Origin of the sequence: Actinomadura chokoriensis (assembly GCF_039529475.1) — a bacterium.
Taxonomy (GTDB): Bacteria; Actinomycetota; Actinomycetes; order Streptosporangiales; family Streptosporangiaceae; genus Spirillospora; species Spirillospora bangladeshensis.
Map to the genome: position 1 here is coordinate 224,495 of NZ_BAAAMW010000007.1, position 17,564 is coordinate 242,058.

The following is a 17,564-nucleotide window of genomic DNA, read 5'->3' on the forward strand; positions in this document are numbered from 1 at the left end:
CTGAGGGCCGGTTCACGGCTCCGGCGGGGCCTCGGCGGCGCCGCGGGCGGTGGCCCGCGCCCACGGGTCCCCGCCCTGCCCGTCCCCGGCCGCGTCGACGGCCGCGTCGCCGGCCGCCTCCCGGGGCTCATCGTCTGGTGCGTCGCCGGGCGCGGGCGTTTCGACGGTGACCTCCACGGTCGCCTCGACCTCCCCTTCGGCGGTGCCGGCGGTGTCGGCGGCGGCCCGCGCCCACGGGTCCGCGTCTCGCGCGCCGGTCTCGACGACCGTGGCCTTGACGGTCGTCCTGGTCGTGGCGGTCGTCTTGGTGGCGGCGGCGGGGCGGGTCGCGGTGGTCCAGGTGGTCTTGGCGACGTCGATGACGACGTCGCGGGAGACGTCCAGGATCATGCCGCGCAGCCGCTCCTTCATGGCGAGTTTGAGGGCGTCGCGCAGCAGCTCGCGCAGCGCAGCCTCCATCGCGACGGTGAAGGCGCGGGACGCGGCCCGCACGGCCAGGTCGCGGGCGGTGCGGGCGAACGCGCTGCCCGCCGCGGCGGCGACCAGGTCCCCGGCGGAGCGGGCGGTGTCCGATCCGGCGGCGCGGGAGGCGAGCCCGGCCAGCGGCGCCAGCTCGGCGGTCAGGCCGCTCTCGCGGGCGGTGTCGCGCAGGGCCGCGGCGGCGTCGCGGGCGGCCTGCTCGGCGGTCTCGCGGACGACGCGGGCGACGACGTCCCGCCCGGCGGTCATGGCGGCGTCGACGGCCGCGTCGGCGACGGTGTCGATCGCGGCGTCCACGACCGTCCGGGTGGCGGCCTGCACGACGGGCGAGGACGCGGTGCGCCCGGCGACGTCGAGCGCGGTGGCGGTGGCGGCGCGGGCGAGGGGGCTGTCGGCGGCCAGGCGGCGCGCGGCGGCGGCCATGGGGTGCCGGGCGGCCTGCGCGGCGAGCTGCTCGGCGAGGGTCATCGCGGCGGTGGCGGCCTCCAGCGCGCCCGCGGTCGCGGGGTTGGCGGCCGCGGCGGCGCGCGCCTCGGCGACGGCCCGCTCGGCGGCGGCGAGCGCCGCGCGGACGGCGGCGTCGCGGGCGGCCCGCTCGATCGCCTTCATCGCGGGCGTGCCCGCCACCTGCTCCAGGATGCGGTCGGCGGCGAGCGCGGCGGCGTCGCGGGCGGCGATCCGGACCGGTTCCCCGGCGTGCGCGGCCAGCCGCGCGGCGGCCTCGGCGGCCGGGGCCAGCCCGTCCCAGATCTCCTCCAGCCGCTCGGCGGCGACCCGGTCGGCGCGCCGGGCCCGCTCGGCGAGCCCCGGCTCGTCCCGGCCGGGTTCCCTCCGGCCGGTCCCGGTCCGGTCGGGCTCATTCCGGTCGGTCCCGGTCCGGTCGCCGTCGTGCTGGTCTCTGTCGTCCACGGCCACGCCCCTCATCGCGATCCGCCCCCCCAAATCACCATAACTGGCGACGGCCGGTGCCGGTCACCGGCGGCCGCCCCAGTCCGCCCCAGTCCGCGGCGGGCGCCGGCCGGCCGGCGCGGGTCGGCGCGGGTTAATCGGTGGCGTGCGGCGGCGGGGTCGGGTAACGTCACGGGCGAAACGTGAGGAGGTGGGGATGCATGGCCGTCGCCCAGGTGGCTGCTGCCCGCAGCATTCGGCCCGTTCCCATTTCCCGGGCCGCCGGCTGAGCTGATCCCGCAGGGCTGTCACTCGCCCGGCCGCGCACCGCGCGGCCGCCGCGGCATCGCGTACGCCGGGGCCCCTTTTCACGTGAGGGTTCCACAGCATTGTCTTCCGCATTCGCGGGCCCGTCCCCCCTGGCCGCCTACGGCTGGGACGAGGCCCTGGAAGAGCAGTTCACTTCTCATCGCGCGGCGGGGCTGGTGCCCGCGCGCGTGGCCGCGGTCGACCGCGGCCTGTGCGACGTGGTCACCGAGGACGGCCCGGCCCGGGCGTCCACGAGTGCCGCGTCCCCTGATCCGCTGGCCGGTCCGCTGACCGGTCCGGTGGCGGCGCCGTGCACGGGCGACTGGGCGGCGCTGCGCCCGGACGGCCCGGACGGGCGCCCGGCGGTGGCGGCGCTGCTGCCGCGCCGCACCGCGATCGTGCGGGCGTCGGCGTCGCGCGATTCGCGCGGCCAGGTCCTGGCCGCCAACGTCGACACGGTCGCGATCGTGGTGCCGCCGGCGGCCCGTCCCGCGCCGGGGCGGATCGAGCGGCTGGTCGCACTGGCCTGGGAGAGCGGCGCGCGGCCGGTGGTCGTGCTGACCAAGGCCGACCGGTCCCCCGCCATCGCCGCGGCGGAGGCCGAGGCCGCCGCCGCGGCGCCGGGCGTGGAGGTCGTGGCGTGCAGCGCCGTGACCGGTGACGGCGTCGACGCCGTCCGGGCCGTCCTGTCGGGGACGGTGGTGCTGGTCGGGCCGTCGGGCGCGGGCAAGTCCACGCTCGGCAACGCGCTGCTGGGCGCGGAGGTCCTGGCGACGGGCGCGGTCCGCGACACCGACGGCAAGGGCCGCCACACCACGGTGCGGCGGGAGCTGCTGCCGCTGCCGGGCGGCGGTGTCCTGATCGACACGCCGGGGCTGCGCGCGGTCGGCCTGGTCGAGGCGTCCGAGGGGCTGGAGCGCGCGTTCGCCGACATCGCCGAGCTGGCGGCGGGGTGCCGGTTCGGTGACTGCGCGCACGTGTCCGAGCCGGGCTGCGCCGTGCTGGCGGCGGTCGAGGGCGGGACGCTGCCGGCCCGCCGCCTCGACGGCTACCGCAGGCTGCTGCGCGAGAGCGAGTGGGCGGCGTCGCGGACCGACGCGCGGCTGCGCGCCGAACGGGAGGACCGGTGGAAGTCGATCCGCAAGGCGCAGCGGCGCATGTACCGGGAGCGGGGGCGGGACCGATGAGGTGGATGGTGCGGCCGGAGGCGCCCGGCGACGCCGGCGCCGTCCGCGCGGTGGTGGAGGCGGCGTTCCCGACGGCCGCCGAGGCCGATCTGGTGGACGCGCTGCGCCGCGACCCGGCGTGGATCCCGGGCCTGTCGATGGTCGCCTCGGCGGTCGATCCGGCGGCTGACCCGGTGGTCGGCCCAGTGGTCGGCCCGGCGGCGTCCTCGGAGCGCGCCGGGGACCCGGGCGGCGAGGTTCCGGCCGGGCGGATCGCCGCGTATGCGCTGGTGACGCGGTGCCGGGTCGGCGGCGCGGCCGCGCTGGCGCTGGCGCCGGTGGCGGTGCTGCCGGGGCTGCAGCGGCGGGGCGGGGGCGGCGCGGCCGTCCGCGCGGTGCTCGGCGCTGCGGCGCGGCGCGCGGCGGCCGGGGGCGAGCGGCTGGTGGTGGTGCTCGGGCATCCGGACTACTACCCGCGGTTCGGGTTCGCGCGCGCGTCGTCGCTGGGCGGCGGGGCGTCGTTCGAGGTGGCCGGACGAGGCGCTGATGGCGCTGGTGCTGGACGGTCCGGGTCCGGTGCCGTCCGGGACGGTCGCCTATCCGGCCCCGTTCGGGGTGTGAGGGTCCCGCGGCCCGCGGCCGGTTCTCCGGTCGCGGGCCGCGGGGTCACCGGCCGCGGCGCCGGTAGGTGCGCACCGACAGCGGCACGAACACCGCGAGCAGCAGCAGGGACCAGCCGAGGGTGGCGGCGACGGGGTGGGCGACGGGCCAGGCCGGGTCGGCGCCGCCTGCGGGGGCGCCGGGGTTGCCGAACAGGTCGCGGCAGGCGGCGGTGAGGGCGCTGACGGGGTTCCAGTCGGCGATGACCTGCAGGACCTTGGGCATGCCGTCGGTGGGGACGAAGGAGTTGGACAGCATGGTGACCGGGAACACCAGCGGGAGGAGCTGGTCGGCGGTCTGCTCGTTCTTGACGACGAGGCCGAGGTAGCAGCCGGCCCAGCTGAGCGCGTACCGCATGAGGGCCAGCAGCGCGAACGCCTCGACGGTGGGCCAGACGCCGTTGCGGGCGCGCCAGCCGACGGCCAGCCCGGCGGCGGCCATGATGGCCATGCCGAGGACGCCGTTGAGGATCTCGGCGCCGGTCTGCCCGAAGGGGACGGCGGAGCGGGCCATCGGCATGGAGCGGAACCGGTCCATGACGCCGCGGGAGGCGTCGGTGGCGACCCGCAGGGCGACGGCCATGGTGGCGGTGAAGGTGACCATGGCGAACAGGCCGGGCATGAGGTATTCGCGGTAGTCGCCGCCGCCGGGGACGGAGATGGCGCTGCCGAACACGTAGCCGAACAGCACGACCATGACGGCGGGGAAGACGAGCGCGGCGACGAGTTCGCCGGGTTCCTGCCGGATGCGCGACAGTTCGCGGCCGATGAGGACGAGGCCGTCGGCGAGGGTCCAGCGCAGCCGCCCGGCGCGGGTGGCGGGCGCGCTGAGGGCGGTCATCGGACGGTCTCCTTCTCCCGGGCGGCGCCGGCGGTCCCGCCGGTTCCGGTGTCGCTGCCGGTGTCGGTCGGGGGAGTTCCGGTGAGGCGCAGGAACACCTCGTCGAGGGTGGGGCGGCGCAGGCCGGCGTCGGCGGCGGCGACGCCGGCGCGGTCGAGTTCGCGGACGACGTCGGCGAGCCGGACGGATCCGGCGGGCAGCGCGACCGAGAGCCGGTCGCCGTCCAGGGCCGGATAGGCGCCGGTGAGGCGCTGCAGGACGTCGGCGGCGGCGCCGGCTCCGGCGGGGTCGTCCAGGACGACGTCGAGGCGGTCGCCGATGGAGGCCTTGAGCCGGTCGGGGGTGCCGGTGGCGATGACGCGGCCGTGGTCGATGACGGCGATGTCGTCGGCGAGGTGGTCGGCCTCGTCCAGGTACTGGGTGGTGAGCAGGACGGTGGTGCCCTCGGCGACCAGGTCGCGGACGGTGTCCCAGATCTCGCCGCGGCTGCGGGGGTCCAGGCCGGTGGTGGGCTCGTCCAGGAACAGCACCTGCGGGCGCAGGATCAGGCTGGTGATCAGGTCGAGGCGGCGGCGCATCCCGCCGGAGTAGCCGGCGACCTGCCGGTCGGCGGCGTCGGCGAGCCCGAACCGCTCCAGCAGCTCGTCGGCGCGGCGGCGGGCCTCGCGGCGGGGCAGGTGGTACAGGCGGCCGAACATGCGCAGGTTGCCGCGTCCGGTGAGCTTCTCGTCGACGGCGGCGTACTGGCCGGCCAGGCCGATGCGGGCGCGCACCCGGTCGGGCCGCCGGGCGACGTCGTGGCCGGCGATGCGGGCGTGCCCGGAGTCGGCGTCGGCGAGCGTCGCCAGGATCCGCACGGCGGTGGTCTTGCCGGCGCCGTTGGGGCCGAGGACCCCGCAGACGGTGCCGGCGGGGACGGCGAGGTCGAGGCCGTCCAGGGCTTGGGTGGTGCCGTAGCGCTTGCGCAGCGCCTCGGCCAGCACGATCGGTTCGTCGGGCACGACTTCCCCCTCTGGGTACGGTGTACGCATCCCACGGTAGACAACTGGGTACGTCGTACGCAACTAGGATGCCGAAGACGGCGTCGAACAGGAGGTCCGGTGGCACAGGGCGGGGAGCACGCGAGCATCTGGACGGTGCCCGAGCGGCAGGGCCGCGGCCCGCGGCCCGCCTACAGCCGCGCCCAGATCACCGAGGCGGCGGTCCGCATCGCCGACGCCGAGGGGCTGGAGGCCGCGTCGATGCGCCGCATCGCCGCCGACCTCGGCACCGGCGCGATGTCGCTGTACCGCTACGTCCCCTCCCGCGACGACCTGGTCGAGCTGATGGTCGACCACGTCCTGCTGGAGACCGGCGTCCCCGAGCGGCCGAGCGGCGACTGGCGCGCCGACCTGACCCTGGTCGCCGAGAACACCCGGCGGGTGTGGCGGGCGCACCCGTGGCTGGCGGCCCTGTGGCGCCCGCGCGCCACGTTCGGCCCCAACCGGCTGCGGCTGCTGGAGTTCGCGTTCGGCGCCCTGGACGTCGGGATCCCGATCGACGAGATCTTCGTCCTGCTGGACATGCTGAACGGCTACGTCGAGCGGGTGGTGCGCGGCGAGATCGAGTGGTCGCGGGAGGCGCGGCAGAGCGGGATGACGCCGGAGCGCTGGATGATGGAGAACGCCGGCCACGTCCGCGAGCTGCTCGGCACGGGCCGCTACCCGATGTTCGAGCGGATCGTGCTGGACGCCCGGCTGCCGCACATGTCCGAGGAGGAGCAGTTCCGCTACGGGCTGGACCGCGTCCTGGACTGCATCGGCCGCGCCCTGCCCGCCCTCGGCGCCCCGCCATCCGACCCGCCGCCATCCGACCCGCCGCCCGCGTAGCCGCCAGTGGGGCCCGGCGCGGGTCGGCGCGGGTCGGCGCGGGTCGGCGCGGCGGGCCCCGGCGGTCAGCTCGGTGCCGGCGTCTCCCCCGGTCGGGCGGGCGGGAAGTCGCGGCGCTTGAGCTTGGCCATGCGGCCGTCGGGGGCGTGCCAGACGATGCCCTCGTAGGGGCGGGCGCGCAGCCAGGCGGCCAGTCCGTCGTGGTCGAGGGGGACCTCGCCGAGGTCGTCGGCGCCGTGCCGGACCAGCAGGTGCCGGTCGGCTCCCTCGGGGTTCCCGTTGATCTTCGGGCCGATGAGCTCGTAGGTGCCGGGCTCGTGGGCGCCGGCCTCGATGGCGGGCCGCAGGTGCCGCCAGAACGCCGACTGCTCGGCCGGCTCCCATCCGATCGTCTTGCCGGTGGCCGGGTCGGTGGACAGGGCGGTGAACCCGGGCGGGGCATCGCGGCCGGGCCTGACCTCGCGGCGGGCGAGCCACCGGTCCCCGTCGAAGCGGACGCAGGTGCCGTCGTACTTGCGGGTGGCGCGGCCCTCGCCGGCGAACACCCACGCGCAGTCCGGGTCGGGTTCGCGGGTGACGTACCGGGGGTCGCCGTCCCAGTCGCGGACGAACACGGTGGGGATCTTGCGCATGGCGTCCTCCCGGTGACAGCGGCGGGGTGAGAGCGGCGGGATCCCGTCCCCAGGGTGACGCGGGGACGGGACCGGTGGCGCCGGCGGGGTGCGATCCCGGGACCGGCGCCCGGGGGCGGTGCGCCCGCCGTGATCAGGGTCCCCGGCCGCGCCGCGCGCCGCAACGGGTTTTCCCCCGCCGCCCGAGGCGCGGCAGGGCTACCGGTGCGGCCCTTCGGGGGGCAGGACGCCGGCCAGGTAGGCCGCGACGGCGGCGCGCAGCCGCTCGGGGGACGGTTCGGGGCCGGCGCCGGCGATCGCGTCGAACATCAGGCCCTCGGCGAGCGCGACCAGGCCGTGCGCGTGCGCGGCGGGGTCGGGGGACCCGGCCGCGGCCATCAGCGCGCGGGCCGCGTCCCGGAACCGGCGCCCGGCTGCGTCGTAGACGGCGCGCAGCTCCGGCCGCCGGGTCGCCTCCAGCGCCAGCTCGTAGCGGGCCAGGGTGTGGGCGCGGCCGGCGGTCAGCTGCAGGCGCAGCACGCCGGCCAGCCGCGCCGCCAGCGCGCCGCGGGACAGGCCGGGCGGGGCGTCCACGCCGGTGAAGCGGCCCTCCTCCAGCTCGGTGAGGCGCGCCAGGGCCAGCTCCAGCAGCGCCGCGCGGGTGCGGGCGAGGTTGGACGCCGACCCGGGCGGCAGCCCGGCGGCCTCGTCGACGGCGCGGTGGGTCAGGCCCCGCATGCCGCGGTCGGCCAGCAGGGCGATGGCGGTGTCGGCGACGAGCCGGGCGCGCGGTGAGCTCACCCCCGGATCCTACCCGCCGGCACTACAGGCGTAGTATCGGCACTACATCTGTAGTCAGCGAAGGGTGGAAGCATGCCGCACGCGATCGTCATCGGCGCCGGCATCGGCGGCCTCACCGCCGCCGCGGCCCTGCACCGCCGCGGCTGGACCGTGGACCTGCACGAACGCGCCGCGTCCCTGGACCCCGCCGGGTCCGGCCTGGCACTCGGCCCCAACGCCCTGCGCGCCCTGGACACCATCGGCGCCGGCGACGCCGTCCGCCGCCTCGCCGCCATGACCGGAACCGGCGGCATCCGCCGCCCCGACGGGACCTGGCTCAGCCGCACCTCCGCCGAGGCCGCCCACGCCCGCTACGGCGACCCCGTCGTCGCCCTCCACCGCGCCGACCTCGTCGAGGTCCTCACCTCCCGGCTCCCCGACGGCATCGTCCACCTCGGCTCCACCGCCACCGACGCGGCCCCCGGCGGCGCCCTCACCACCACCGACGCCCGCGGCCGCCGCACCGACCTGCACGCCGACCTGGTCGTCGCCGCCGACGGGATCCGCTCCGCCGTCCGCACCGCCCTGTTCCCCGGCCACCCGCCCGTCCGCTACACCGGCATGACCGCCTGGCGCGGCCTGGTCACCGCGCCCTTCCCCGACGCCGCGCCCGGCGAGACCTGGGGCCGCGGCCGGGTCTTCGGCACCGTCCCCCTCGCCGGCGGCCGCACCTACTTCTACGCCACCGCCCGCGCCCCCGAAGGCGCCCGCGCCGACGACGAGCGCGCCGAACTGCGGCGCCTGTTCGGCGGCTGGCACCACCCCGTCCCCGCCCTCCTGGACGCCGTCTCCCCCGGCGCGCTCCTGCGCAACGACGTCCACGACCTGCCCCGCCCCCTGCCCGCCCTCCACCAGGGCAGGATCGCGCTGCTCGGCGACGCCGCCCACCCCATGACCCCCAACCTCGGCCAGGGCGCCTGCCAGGCCATCGAGGACGCCGTCGTCCTCGCCCACACCGCCGCGACCGGCGCCCCCCTGAGCGCCTACACCGCCGCGCGGCTGCCCCGCACCACCGCGGTCATGCGCCGCTCCCACCGCGTCGCCGCCCTCACCGCCCTGTCCGGCCGCGTCCCCGCCGCCGCCCGCGACACCGCGATGCGCCTGGCCGGCCTCCTCGGCCCCACCGCCGTCCTCCGCCAGGCCGACGCCCTCTTCCGCTGGCACCCGCCCGCCTGACCCGCCGCCCCGCGCCCCACCGGGCGGGGGCCGTAGGCTCGGGGGTGTGACGGGGCGTGATCCGGAGTACCTGGCGTTCCTGCGGCGCCGCCTCGCCGCGCCCGGAGGCGGCGGCGGGACGGTCGAGGACGCGCGCCGCGACCACGCCGCCGACCTCGCCCGCTCCCCGCGCCCACCCGTCGACACCGTCCGCGACCTGCGGGTGGACGGCCCCGCCGGGCCGCTGCCCGCCCGGCTGTACCGGCCCGCCTGGGACGGGCCCGCGCCGCTGCTGGTCTACTTCCACGGCGGCGGCTGGGTGCTCGGCGACGTCGACTCCTACGACCCCGTCGTGCGGGCCCTCGCCCTCGCCAGCGGCGTCGCGTGGCTGTCGGTCGGCTACCGGCGCCCGCCCGAGGACCCCTTCCCCGCCGCGCTGGACGACGCCGTCGCCGCCGTCCGCTGGACCGCCCACAACGCCGCCTCCCTGGACGCCGACCCCGCCCGGATCGGCGTGGCCGGCGACAGCGCCGGCGGGCAGATCGCCGCCGCGGCCGCCGGGATCCTGCGCGCCCCCGGACCCGACCGGCCCGCCCTGCAGGTGCTGCTGTACCCGGCCCTCGACCTGCGCGAGGTCCCGCCGCCGCCGCCCGACCCCGACGGCCTGGAACTCCCCCGCTCCGGCGTCGACCGCGCCCTGCGCGCCTACCTGCGCGGCACCGACCGCACCCGCCCCGACGTCTCCCCGCTGCTGGACCCCGACCCCGCCGGGCTGCCGCCCGCGATCATCGCGACCGCCGAGCACGACCGGCTGCGGCCCCAGGCCGAACGCCACGCCGACCGGCTCCGCGCCGCCGGCGTCCCCGTCACCCGCATCACCGGGACCGGCCTGGACCACGGGTTCCTCGGCTGGGGCGCGTTCGCGCGCCGCCCCGCCGAGGCCGTCGCCGAGATCGGCGCCGCCGTCCACCGCGCCCTCACCGCCGCCCCGGACCGCCCCGGGCGCTCTTGACACCGGTCTTAAAGCCGCTTGCCCGGGCCGTTTAACGCCCCCGACGCCGGAAATCAGAGGTCAGAGGCCGATTTGCCGGAACACACCGACGGTCGAGGGGGCCACCGCTTTGCACAGAACACACGAAATGGGGAGGGTCCGGACCGCGGGGTCCGGGCTGGAGGAGTGGGCCTGCCCCTCCTGCGGCCGCCGCATCCTGCTGCGGTGGCCACCGCACTACGTCAAGCACGTCCTCGACCACGGCGACGAGGAAGCCTGCCACATCGCCCGCATCACCGACGACACCGCCACCGACCAGCCCGACCGGACCGACCGGACCGACGAGGACGACCGGACCGACCGGACCGACGAGGACGACCGGGACGCCGCCGGAACCCGCCGCTGGCTCCGCGAGACCGGCGCCACCACCCTCCACACGTCCGCGTCCGGCCTCAACCCGGCCGAACCCGTCTGAACCGGCCCCCGGCTCAAGCGCCCGCGAGCTCGGCCCGCAGCCGGTCCAGCCCCATCGGCCCCAGATCCAGCGCCCGCCGGTGGAACTCCTTCAGATCGAACGCCGCCCCGGCACGGCGCCGCGCCGCCTCCCGCGCCTCCAGCCACACCTTCTCCCCCAGCTTGTAGGCGATCGCCTGCCCCGGACGCCCCAGATACCGGTCGATCTCGAACACCACCGCCGCATCGGTGTCCGGGCCCTTGCGCGACCGCAGGAACTCCACCCCCAGCTCCGGCGTCCACCGCTCCCCCTCATGGAACCCCGCACCCGCCGGGATCGGCAGCTCCAGATGCAACCCGATGTCCAAGATCACCCGCGCCGCCCGGAACCGCTGCCCGCCCGCCAGCATCCCCAGCCGGTGCGCCGGATCCCGGTAGTGCCCCAGCTCGTCCATCAACCGCTCCGCGTACAGCCCCCACCCCTCGCAGTGCCCCGGATGCAGCTCGCTCGCCAACCGCTGGAACCGGTTCAGCCGCGGATTCAGCGCCGTCACCCCCAGCTGCAGATGATGGCCCGGCACCCCCTCGTGGAACATCGTCGTCGGCACCGTCCACGTCACGATCTCCGCGGACGGGTCCCGCACCGTCCACCACACCGTCCCCGGACGCGACAGGTCCTCCGCCGGCGCCACATAGTAGATCCCCGACTCCACCGGCGGGATCCGGCACTCGATCCGCCGCAGCGGCTCCGGAATGTCGAAATGCGCCCCGTCCAGATCCGCGATCGCCCGGTCCGCCAGCTCCTGGATCCACCCCCGGAACGCCTCCGCGCCCACCACCCGGTACGCCGGATCGGCGTCCAGCGCCGCCATCACCGCCGGCAGCGGCTCACCCGGCGCGATCTCCCCCGCCACCACCGCCATCTCCGCCTCGATCCGCGCCAGCTCCTCCCACCCCCACGCGTACGTCTCCTCCAGATCCAGCTCCGTCCCCAGGAACTCCCGCACCCCCAGCCGGTACCGGTCCGCGCCCAGCGCGTCCCGCTCCGGCGCCCGCGCCGCCAGCGTCCCCGACAGGAACTCCCCGAACTCCACCAGCGCCGCCGACGCCGCCCGCACCGCACCCGCCAGCCCCGCACCCAGCGGCCCCTCCCCGTACCGCGCCGCCAGCCCCGCCAGGAACGCCGGGAACTCCGCACACTCCCGCGCATTGCGGACGACCTGCCGCCGCGCCGCCACCCGCCCCCGCCCGCACGCCCGCTCCAACGACACCCGCAACCCCGCCAGCGCCCCCGGCAGCGCCCCCACCCGCCCCAGCACCGCCTCCCAGTCGGTCTCCGCACCCCGGTCCAGCAGCTCCACCGCCATCCGCAGCCGCTGCACCGGCCCGTCGATGGTGTCCAGAGCCCCCTCCCGCACCCCCGCCTCGTCCAAAGCCACCTCGACCTCGAGCCGCTCGCGCATCACCGCCGCCGCGACCCGCTCCGCGTCCCCGCCCCCGACCGGCACCCCGCCCAGCTCCGCCAGCGTCCGCCGCGCCAACTCCGCCCGCGCCGCCACCCCCTCCGGCCCGTAGTCGGTCAGCCGGGCCTCCTGCCCCGCGATCCCCATCAGCGCCGCCAGGCACGGATCCAGCGCGGCGAACTCGTCCGCGTACCGGCCGGCAAGGTCATCCAGTGCGGTCATCGCCCCAGGCTACGACCCCCACCCGCAAAAGTGATCATGGAAATGTGCCAAAACACCGAACCCCGCTCAGCGGGCCCCCACCGCCGGCCGCACCCACAACCCCACCGGCACCGCACCCGACACCCGCCCCAGCCGCCTCACAGCGGCGCGCCATCGTCGCCGCCGGTCCCCGACGGAGACGGCGACGGACCCGGCGAGGACGGACCCGGAGACGTCGGCGCCGGCGACGGGGAAGGAGACGGCGACGACGGAGACGACGGCTGCGACGGAGACGACGGCTGCGACGGCTGCGGGAACGACGGCGTCGGCTCCGGCGGCGGAGGCGGCGGCTCCTTCACCACCGGCTGGCACGCGAACAGCACCGCCATCAGCAGCGCCAGCACCAGCAGCGCCGCCGCCAGCCCCACCGTCGCCGCCACCAGGTTCCGGTCCGGCGGACGCTCCCCCACCGGCCCCGCACCCGGCACCGGCGGCTCCGGACGCCGCGGACCCTCCAGCGCCGGCTCCCCCGACCCCAGCCAGTACGGCTGGAACTGCGGCCCGCGCCGCCGCCCGCCCCACCACGACCGGCCCGACCCCTGGAACACCACCGGCTCCAAGAACCGCTCCGCACCCACCCGGTCGGCCTCGTACAGCGTCGCCACCCACGGCGCCGGACCGTCCGGCTGCGCCGCCACCACCGGCGCCGCCGCCCGCCCGCCGCCCGACCCGGCACCCGGCGCCTCCACCGGCCCCCGGCCCGGCACCGCACCCGCCGCCGGCACCGCCGCGTTGATCGCCGCCCGGAACCGGCCCCGCGCCGCCGCATCCCCCGCCGCACCCCGGTTCAGCACCGCCACACTCGCGCGCCGCCCCTCACCGTCCACCCCCAGGAACACGATCCCGGCGGCGGACTCCGACAAACGCGCCGACAGACGGAACGGCCCCAGCTGAAGGGGGTCACCCGGCGGCAACGGCCTCGACATGGCCGCAACACTAACAACCCCGCCCCGCCCCGACCGGCCCCCTCACCCCGCTGAACCGATCTTCACCCGCGCGCACGTATCCCGAACGAACGGGTACAAGTGATCGCGTAGGGTCGTAACGCACCCACCCGGCACACCACCCCGGCACACCACCGACAAGCCCCCGGGCGACCGGCCGGGGACGGCAGGGACCGCACGGACACCAGGCACAGCGAGGGGACGCCCACCATGACCATCGCCGCCACCGACGTCGACGAGGCCGCGGCACTCCTGCAGAACACCCTCGCCGAGGTCAAGAAGGTCATCGTCGGCCAGGACCACATGGTCGAACGCATGATCGTCGCGCTCCTCGCCCGCGGCCACTGCCTCATCGAAGGCGTCCCCGGCGTCGCCAAGACCCTCGCCGTCTCCACCCTCGCCGAAGTCGTCGGCGGCACCTTCGCCCGCCTCCAGTTCACCCCCGACCTCGTCCCCTCCGACATCGTCGGCACCCGCATCTACCACCCCTCCACCGAGCAGTTCGACGTCGAACTCGGCCCCGTCTTCGTCAACTTCGTCCTCGCCGACGAGATCAACCGCGCCCCCGCCAAAGTCCAGTCCGCCCTCCTGGAGGTCATGGCCGAACGCCAGGTCTCCCTGGGCGGCAACACCTACCCCCTGCCCCGGCCCTTCATCGTCCTCGCCACCCAGAACCCCATCGAGTCCGAAGGCGTCTACCCCCTCCCCGAAGCCCAGCGCGACCGCTTCCTCATGAAGATCGACGTCCACCACCCCGCCGCCCACGAGGAACTCCAGATCCTCCAGCGGATGAGCGTCGACCCGCCCGAAGCCGCCCGCATCCTCGACACCGACCGCCTCGCCGGCCTCCAGCGCGCCGCCGAAGAGGTCTCCGTCCACGAACTCATCGCCGACTACATCGTCCGGCTCGTCATGGCCACCCGCGAACCCGACCAGTACCGCCTCCCCGACCTGCGCGGCGTCATCGAGATCGGCGCCAGCCCCCGCGCCACCCTCGGCCTGGCCTCCGCCGCCCGCGCCCTCGCCCTGCTGTCGGGACGCGACTACGTCCTGCCCGACGACGTCCGCGCCGTCGCCCGCGACGTCATGGCCCACCGCCTCGTCCTCACCTTCGACTCCATCGCCGACGGCATCGACCCCGGCGACGTCATCGCCCAGATCATCACCGCAGTCCCCCCGCCCCGCGTGGTCTGGAACCACGGAGCGGCGGCGGTGACGACCGCATGACCGGGCGCACCACCGGGCCCGGCACGGGACGGCGGCGGCACAGCGGCAAACTCGCCCACCTCGCCCCCGAGCGCACCCTCCGGCGCCTGGAACTCCAGGTCACCCGCCGCCTCGACGGGCTCCTCAACGGCGAGCACCTCGGCCTCATCCCCGGCCCCGGCACCGAACTCGCCGAAGCCCGCCTCTACCAGCCCGGCGAGGACGACGTCCGGCACATGGACTGGGCCGTCACCGCCCGCACCACCACCCCCCACGTCCGCGACCTCATCGCCGACCACGAACTCGAGGCCTGGGCCCTGGTCGACCTCACCCCCAGCATGGACTTCGGCACCGAGACCATGATCAAACGGGACCTCGCCGTCGCCGCCCTCGCCGCCATCGGATTCCTCACCGTCCGCCTCGGCGACCGTGCCGGCGCCTACCTCCTGCACGCCGACGGCATGCGCCGCTGGCCCGCCCGCACCGGCAAAGCCGCCATGTACGCCCTCCTCCAGGCCGTCCTGGACGCCCAGTCCGTGCACGACGGCGCCCACCGCGCCGACACCGCCCGCACCGCCGCCACGCCCCGCGACCTCGCCGCCGCCATCACCTCCCTGGACCGCGGCCAGACCCGCCGCGGCCTCCGCGTGATCATCTCCGACTTCCTCGCCCCCGACGGCGGCGACCCCGCGCCGGCCGCGGACCGGGGCGCGCACGGCCGGCCCGACTGGGAGCGCCCGCTGCGCCGCCTCGCCGCCCGCCACCAGGTCCTCGCCATCGAGATCATCGACCCCCGCGAACTCGACCTCCCCGACGTCGGACTCGTCGAGATGGCCGATCCGGAGACCGGAGCCGTCCACGAGATCGTGCTCAGCCGCCGCGTCCGCGAACGGTACGCCGCCGCGGCCGCCGACCAGCGCGAGCGCACCCGGGCCGCCCTGCGCCGCTGCGGCGCCCACCACCTGGTCCTGCGCACCGACCGCGACTGGATCGCCGACGTCGCACGCTTCGCCCTCCGCCAGCGCCGCGCCGCCGGCAGGTCCGTCGAGCGCAGCCCGTCCGCCGAAAGGCGGCGGGCGGGGGCTGGGGGACGGTCAGAGACCACCGCGGGAGTGCGCCCATGACCTTTCTGTCACCCGAACGACTCTGGCTCCTCGGCCTCCTGCCGCTGCTGGCCGCCGCCTACCTGCTCATGCAGCTGCGCCGGCAGCGGTACGCCGTCCGCTTCACCAACCTCGCCCTGCTGTCGCAGGTCGCGCCCAGGCGGCCCGGCTGGCGCCGGCACGTCGCCGCCGTGCTGTTCCTCGCCATGATCACCTTGATGATGGTCGGGTTCGCGCGGCCCGCGTCCTCGGTCAAGGTGCCCCGCGACCGCGCCACCATCATGGTCGCCGTGGACGTGTCGCTGTCCATGATGGCCCGGGACGTCTCGCCCAGCCGGTTCGACGCCGCCAAGGCCGCCGCCAAGAAGTTCATCGGCGACCTGCCCGCCCGCTTCAACGTCGGCGTCGTCGCGTTCGCCGGCAACGCCAACCTCGTCGCCGCGCCGTCCGCCGACCGGGAGGCCGCCATCGCCTCCCTCGACCAGCTCGCCCTCGCCAAGCGGACCGCGATCGGCGAAGCCGTCTTCACCTCCCTGCAGGCCGTCCGGTCCTTCGACGCCGACGCCCGGCAGGACCCGCCGCCCGCCCACATCGTCCTGCTGTCGGACGGCGACAACACCACCGGCCGCTCGGTCCAGGAGGCCATCGACGCCAGCCGCGTCGCCCACATCCCCGTCTCCACCATCGCGTTCGGCACCCCGTACGGCACCGTCGACATCGAGGGCGAGACCACCAGCGTCTCGGTCAACAAGGAGACGCTGAAGACCCTCGCCGACAGCACCCAGGGCAAGGCCTACGAGGCCGCCGACGCCGGGCAGCTCGACGACGTCTACGGCAACATCGGGACGTCCCTCGGGTTCAAGATCGAGCACCGCGACGTCGCCGCCCGCTACATCGGGATCGCGCTGCTCTTCGCGTTCGCCGCCGGCGGCGTCTCGCTCGCCTGGTTCTCCCGGCTGCCCTGACCCCGGCCGCCCCCCCGGGCCGCCCCTGGACGCGGGCACCCCGGGACCGGTCTTTCCGCCGCGCCCGCACTGATAGCGTCGGCGGACGTGGGGGATCACTACTTCGCCGAGCGGCCCGGGGCCGCGAGCCGGCGCCGCACCGTCGACCTCGTCCTGCCGGACCTGCACCTGCGGCTCGACACCGACAGCGGCGTGTTCTCCCCCGACCGCGTCGACCCCGGCACCCGCGTCCTGCTGGAGACGGTCCCGCGGCCCCCGCAGGAGGGCGACCTCCTCGACCTCGGCTGCGGGTACGGGCCCATCGCCCTCACCCTCGCGAAGCGTTCCCCTTCGTCGATGGTTTGGGGCGTTGACGTTAATCGGCGTGCTTTGGAAATGGCAGAGGGCAACGCCAAAGCCGCCGGCCTTGACAATGTAAGGTTCAGTCTGGCGGATGAGATCGACCCCGCGCTGCGGTTCGCCGCGATCTGGTCGAACCCCCCGATCCGCATCGGCAAGGCCGCCCTGCACGACCTCCTCCTCGCCTGGCTCCCCCGCCTCGCCCCCGGCGCCCTCGCCCACCTCGTCGTCCAGAAGCACCTCGGCTCCGACTCCCTCCAGCGGTGGCTCGCCGGCCGGGGCTTCCCCACCGAGCGGATCGCCTCCCGGTCCGCCTACCGCGTCCTGCGCGTCTCGTCCCGCACGGAAGGCCCCGCCCGATGAGCACCCGCGACCCCAAGAGCACGCCCGAGACCGCGCCCGGCCGCCGGCAGCTGCGCGGCACCGACGTCAAGCGCCTCAACCGCGACTGGCGCCGCCGCACCGACGCCCGCCTCGGCCTGCTCGTCGAATCGGTCACCCAGCCGTTCAACATGGGCTCGATCATCCGCAGCGCCGCCGTGTTCGGCGTCGAGCACCTCTGGCTCGCCGGCAACGCCACGCCCCCCACCCACCGCGGCGTCGCCAAGACCGCCCTCGGCACCGACCGCCTCGTCCCCTGGGAGCACGCCGGGACCCCCGCCGAGGCCGCCGCCGCCGTCCGCAAGGAGGGCCTGCGCCTCGTCGCCGTCGAACTCACCGCCGACGCCGTCCCCCTCCACGACGCGCCCCTGGACGGCGACGTCTGCCTCGCCGTCGGCGGCGAGGACCACGGCTGCTCCCCCGCGCTCCTCGCCGCGGCCGACGCCGTCGCCTACATCCCCCAGATCGGGCGCGTCGGCTCCCTCAACGTCGCCGTCGCCACCGCCATCGCCCTCGCCGAGGCCCGCCGCCGCGAATGGAGCGCCTAGCCCCCGGCCCCGCCCGCGCCTGCACCCCCGCACCCACCGGAAATGGGTGCCAGCACCCATGGCCGTTCACGCCCCCTTGCCGCATGGTGGAAG

General features: G+C 76.5%; 17 protein-coding genes and 1 pseudogene. 11 read left to right on the top strand and 7 right to left on the bottom strand.

Annotated features, from left to right (window positions below; all coding sequences use genetic code 11):
- Positions 1-12 precede the first annotated feature (12 nt).
- Positions 13-1,389 carry a hypothetical protein gene (locus tag ABFX46_RS18065; RefSeq protein ID WP_346043493.1) on the bottom strand — a complete coding sequence of 459 codons (1,377 nt, stop codon included), beginning with the start codon at positions 1,387-1,389 and terminating at the stop codon, positions 13-15.
- 368 nt (positions 1,390-1,757) lie between these two features.
- On the opposite strand from ABFX46_RS18065, the gene rsgA reads away from it, so the two are divergent.
- Together rsgA and ABFX46_RS18075 are read left to right on the top strand one after the other, a co-directional pair.
- On the top strand, positions 1,758-2,864 hold the full coding sequence (gene rsgA / locus ABFX46_RS18070) for a ribosome small subunit-dependent GTPase A (protein WP_346043495.1): 1,107 nt from the start codon (positions 1,758-1,760) through the stop codon (positions 2,862-2,864).
- Positions 2,865-2,869: 5 nt separating this feature from the next.
- Positions 2,870-3,464: pseudogene (locus ABFX46_RS18075) on the top strand (GNAT family N-acetyltransferase).
- 45 nt (positions 3,465-3,509) lie between these two features.
- Here the strand turns inward: ABFX46_RS18075 and ABFX46_RS18080 are convergent.
- Entirely contained in the window at positions 3,510-4,343 is an 834-nt protein-coding gene (locus ABFX46_RS18080) for an ABC transporter permease (RefSeq protein WP_346043497.1), read from the bottom strand.
- Positions 4,340-5,344: an ATP-binding cassette domain-containing protein gene (locus tag ABFX46_RS18085; RefSeq protein ID WP_346043499.1), complete on the bottom strand. Its 1,005-nt coding sequence runs from the start codon at positions 5,342-5,344 to the stop codon at positions 4,340-4,342. Before ABFX46_RS18085 ends, ABFX46_RS18080 begins: the two co-directional genes overlap by 4 nt.
- 99 nt (positions 5,345-5,443) lie before the next feature.
- Here ABFX46_RS18085 and ABFX46_RS18090 point away from each other — a divergent pair, with 99 nt between their 5' ends.
- Positions 5,444-6,211: a TetR/AcrR family transcriptional regulator gene (locus ABFX46_RS18090; RefSeq protein WP_346043501.1), complete on the top strand. Its 768-nt coding sequence runs from the start codon at positions 5,444-5,446 to the stop codon at positions 6,209-6,211.
- Between the two features lie 65 nt (positions 6,212-6,276).
- On the opposite strand, the gene ABFX46_RS18095 is transcribed toward ABFX46_RS18090, so the two are convergent.
- Both ABFX46_RS18095 and ABFX46_RS18100 read right to left on the bottom strand, forming a co-directional pair.
- Complete coding sequence (locus ABFX46_RS18095; RefSeq protein ID WP_346043503.1) at positions 6,277-6,843, bottom strand: RNA ligase 1 family protein; 567 nt, start codon at positions 6,841-6,843, stop codon at positions 6,277-6,279.
- 198 nt (positions 6,844-7,041) lie between these two features.
- A complete protein-coding gene (locus ABFX46_RS18100; RefSeq protein ID WP_346043505.1) occupies positions 7,042-7,623 on the bottom strand; it encodes a TetR/AcrR family transcriptional regulator in 582 nt (193 codons plus the stop codon).
- A 72-nt stretch (positions 7,624-7,695) separates the two neighbouring features.
- Between ABFX46_RS18100 and ABFX46_RS18105 the strand changes: the two genes are divergently transcribed.
- The 3 genes from ABFX46_RS18105 to ABFX46_RS18115 all read left to right on the top strand — a co-directional run bounded on the left by ABFX46_RS18105 (position 7,696) and on the right by ABFX46_RS18115 (position 10,283).
- A complete protein-coding gene (locus ABFX46_RS18105; RefSeq protein ID WP_346043506.1) occupies positions 7,696-8,838 on the top strand; it encodes an FAD-dependent monooxygenase in 1,143 nt (380 codons plus the stop codon).
- A 46-nt stretch (positions 8,839-8,884) separates the two neighbouring features.
- A complete protein-coding gene (locus ABFX46_RS18110; protein ID WP_346043508.1) occupies positions 8,885-9,829 on the top strand; it encodes an alpha/beta hydrolase in 945 nt (314 codons plus the stop codon).
- A gap of 127 nt (positions 9,830-9,956) precedes the next feature.
- Positions 9,957-10,283: a hypothetical protein gene (locus ABFX46_RS18115; protein ID WP_346043510.1), complete on the top strand. Its 327-nt coding sequence runs from the start codon at positions 9,957-9,959 to the stop codon at positions 10,281-10,283.
- A 13-nt stretch (positions 10,284-10,296) separates the two neighbouring features.
- On the opposite strand, the gene ABFX46_RS18120 is transcribed toward ABFX46_RS18115, so the two are convergent.
- Together ABFX46_RS18120 and ABFX46_RS18125 are read right to left on the bottom strand one after the other, a co-directional pair.
- Positions 10,297-11,946 carry a DUF885 domain-containing protein gene (locus ABFX46_RS18120; protein ID WP_346043512.1) on the bottom strand — a complete coding sequence of 550 codons (1,650 nt, stop codon included), beginning with the start codon at positions 11,944-11,946 and terminating at the stop codon, positions 10,297-10,299.
- 137 nt (positions 11,947-12,083) lie between these two features.
- Complete coding sequence (locus tag ABFX46_RS18125) at positions 12,084-12,911, bottom strand: hypothetical protein (RefSeq protein ID WP_346043513.1); 828 nt, start codon at positions 12,909-12,911, stop codon at positions 12,084-12,086.
- Between the two features lie 228 nt (positions 12,912-13,139).
- Here ABFX46_RS18125 and ABFX46_RS18130 point away from each other — a divergent pair, with 228 nt between their 5' ends.
- From ABFX46_RS18130 to ABFX46_RS18150, 5 genes are all read left to right on the top strand, one after another.
- Complete coding sequence (locus ABFX46_RS18130; RefSeq protein WP_346043515.1) at positions 13,140-14,156, top strand: AAA family ATPase; 1,017 nt, start codon at positions 13,140-13,142, stop codon at positions 14,154-14,156.
- On the top strand, positions 14,153-15,259 hold the full coding sequence (locus tag ABFX46_RS18135) for a DUF58 domain-containing protein (protein WP_346043517.1): 1,107 nt from the start codon (positions 14,153-14,155) through the stop codon (positions 15,257-15,259). Before ABFX46_RS18130 ends, ABFX46_RS18135 begins: the two co-directional genes overlap by 4 nt.
- Entirely contained in the window at positions 15,256-16,203 is a 948-nt protein-coding gene (locus ABFX46_RS18140; RefSeq protein ID WP_346043518.1) for a VWA domain-containing protein, read from the top strand. The genes ABFX46_RS18135 and ABFX46_RS18140 overlap by 4 nt, the downstream gene beginning before the upstream one ends.
- Before the next feature lie 87 nt (positions 16,204-16,290).
- Complete coding sequence (locus ABFX46_RS18145) at positions 16,291-16,905, top strand: class I SAM-dependent methyltransferase (RefSeq protein WP_346043519.1); 615 nt, start codon at positions 16,291-16,293, stop codon at positions 16,903-16,905.
- Entirely contained in the window at positions 16,902-17,471 is a 570-nt protein-coding gene (locus ABFX46_RS18150; RefSeq protein ID WP_163064270.1) for a TrmH family RNA methyltransferase, read from the top strand. The genes ABFX46_RS18145 and ABFX46_RS18150 overlap by 4 nt, the downstream gene beginning before the upstream one ends.
- The last annotated feature ends 93 nt before the right edge of the window (positions 17,472-17,564 follow it).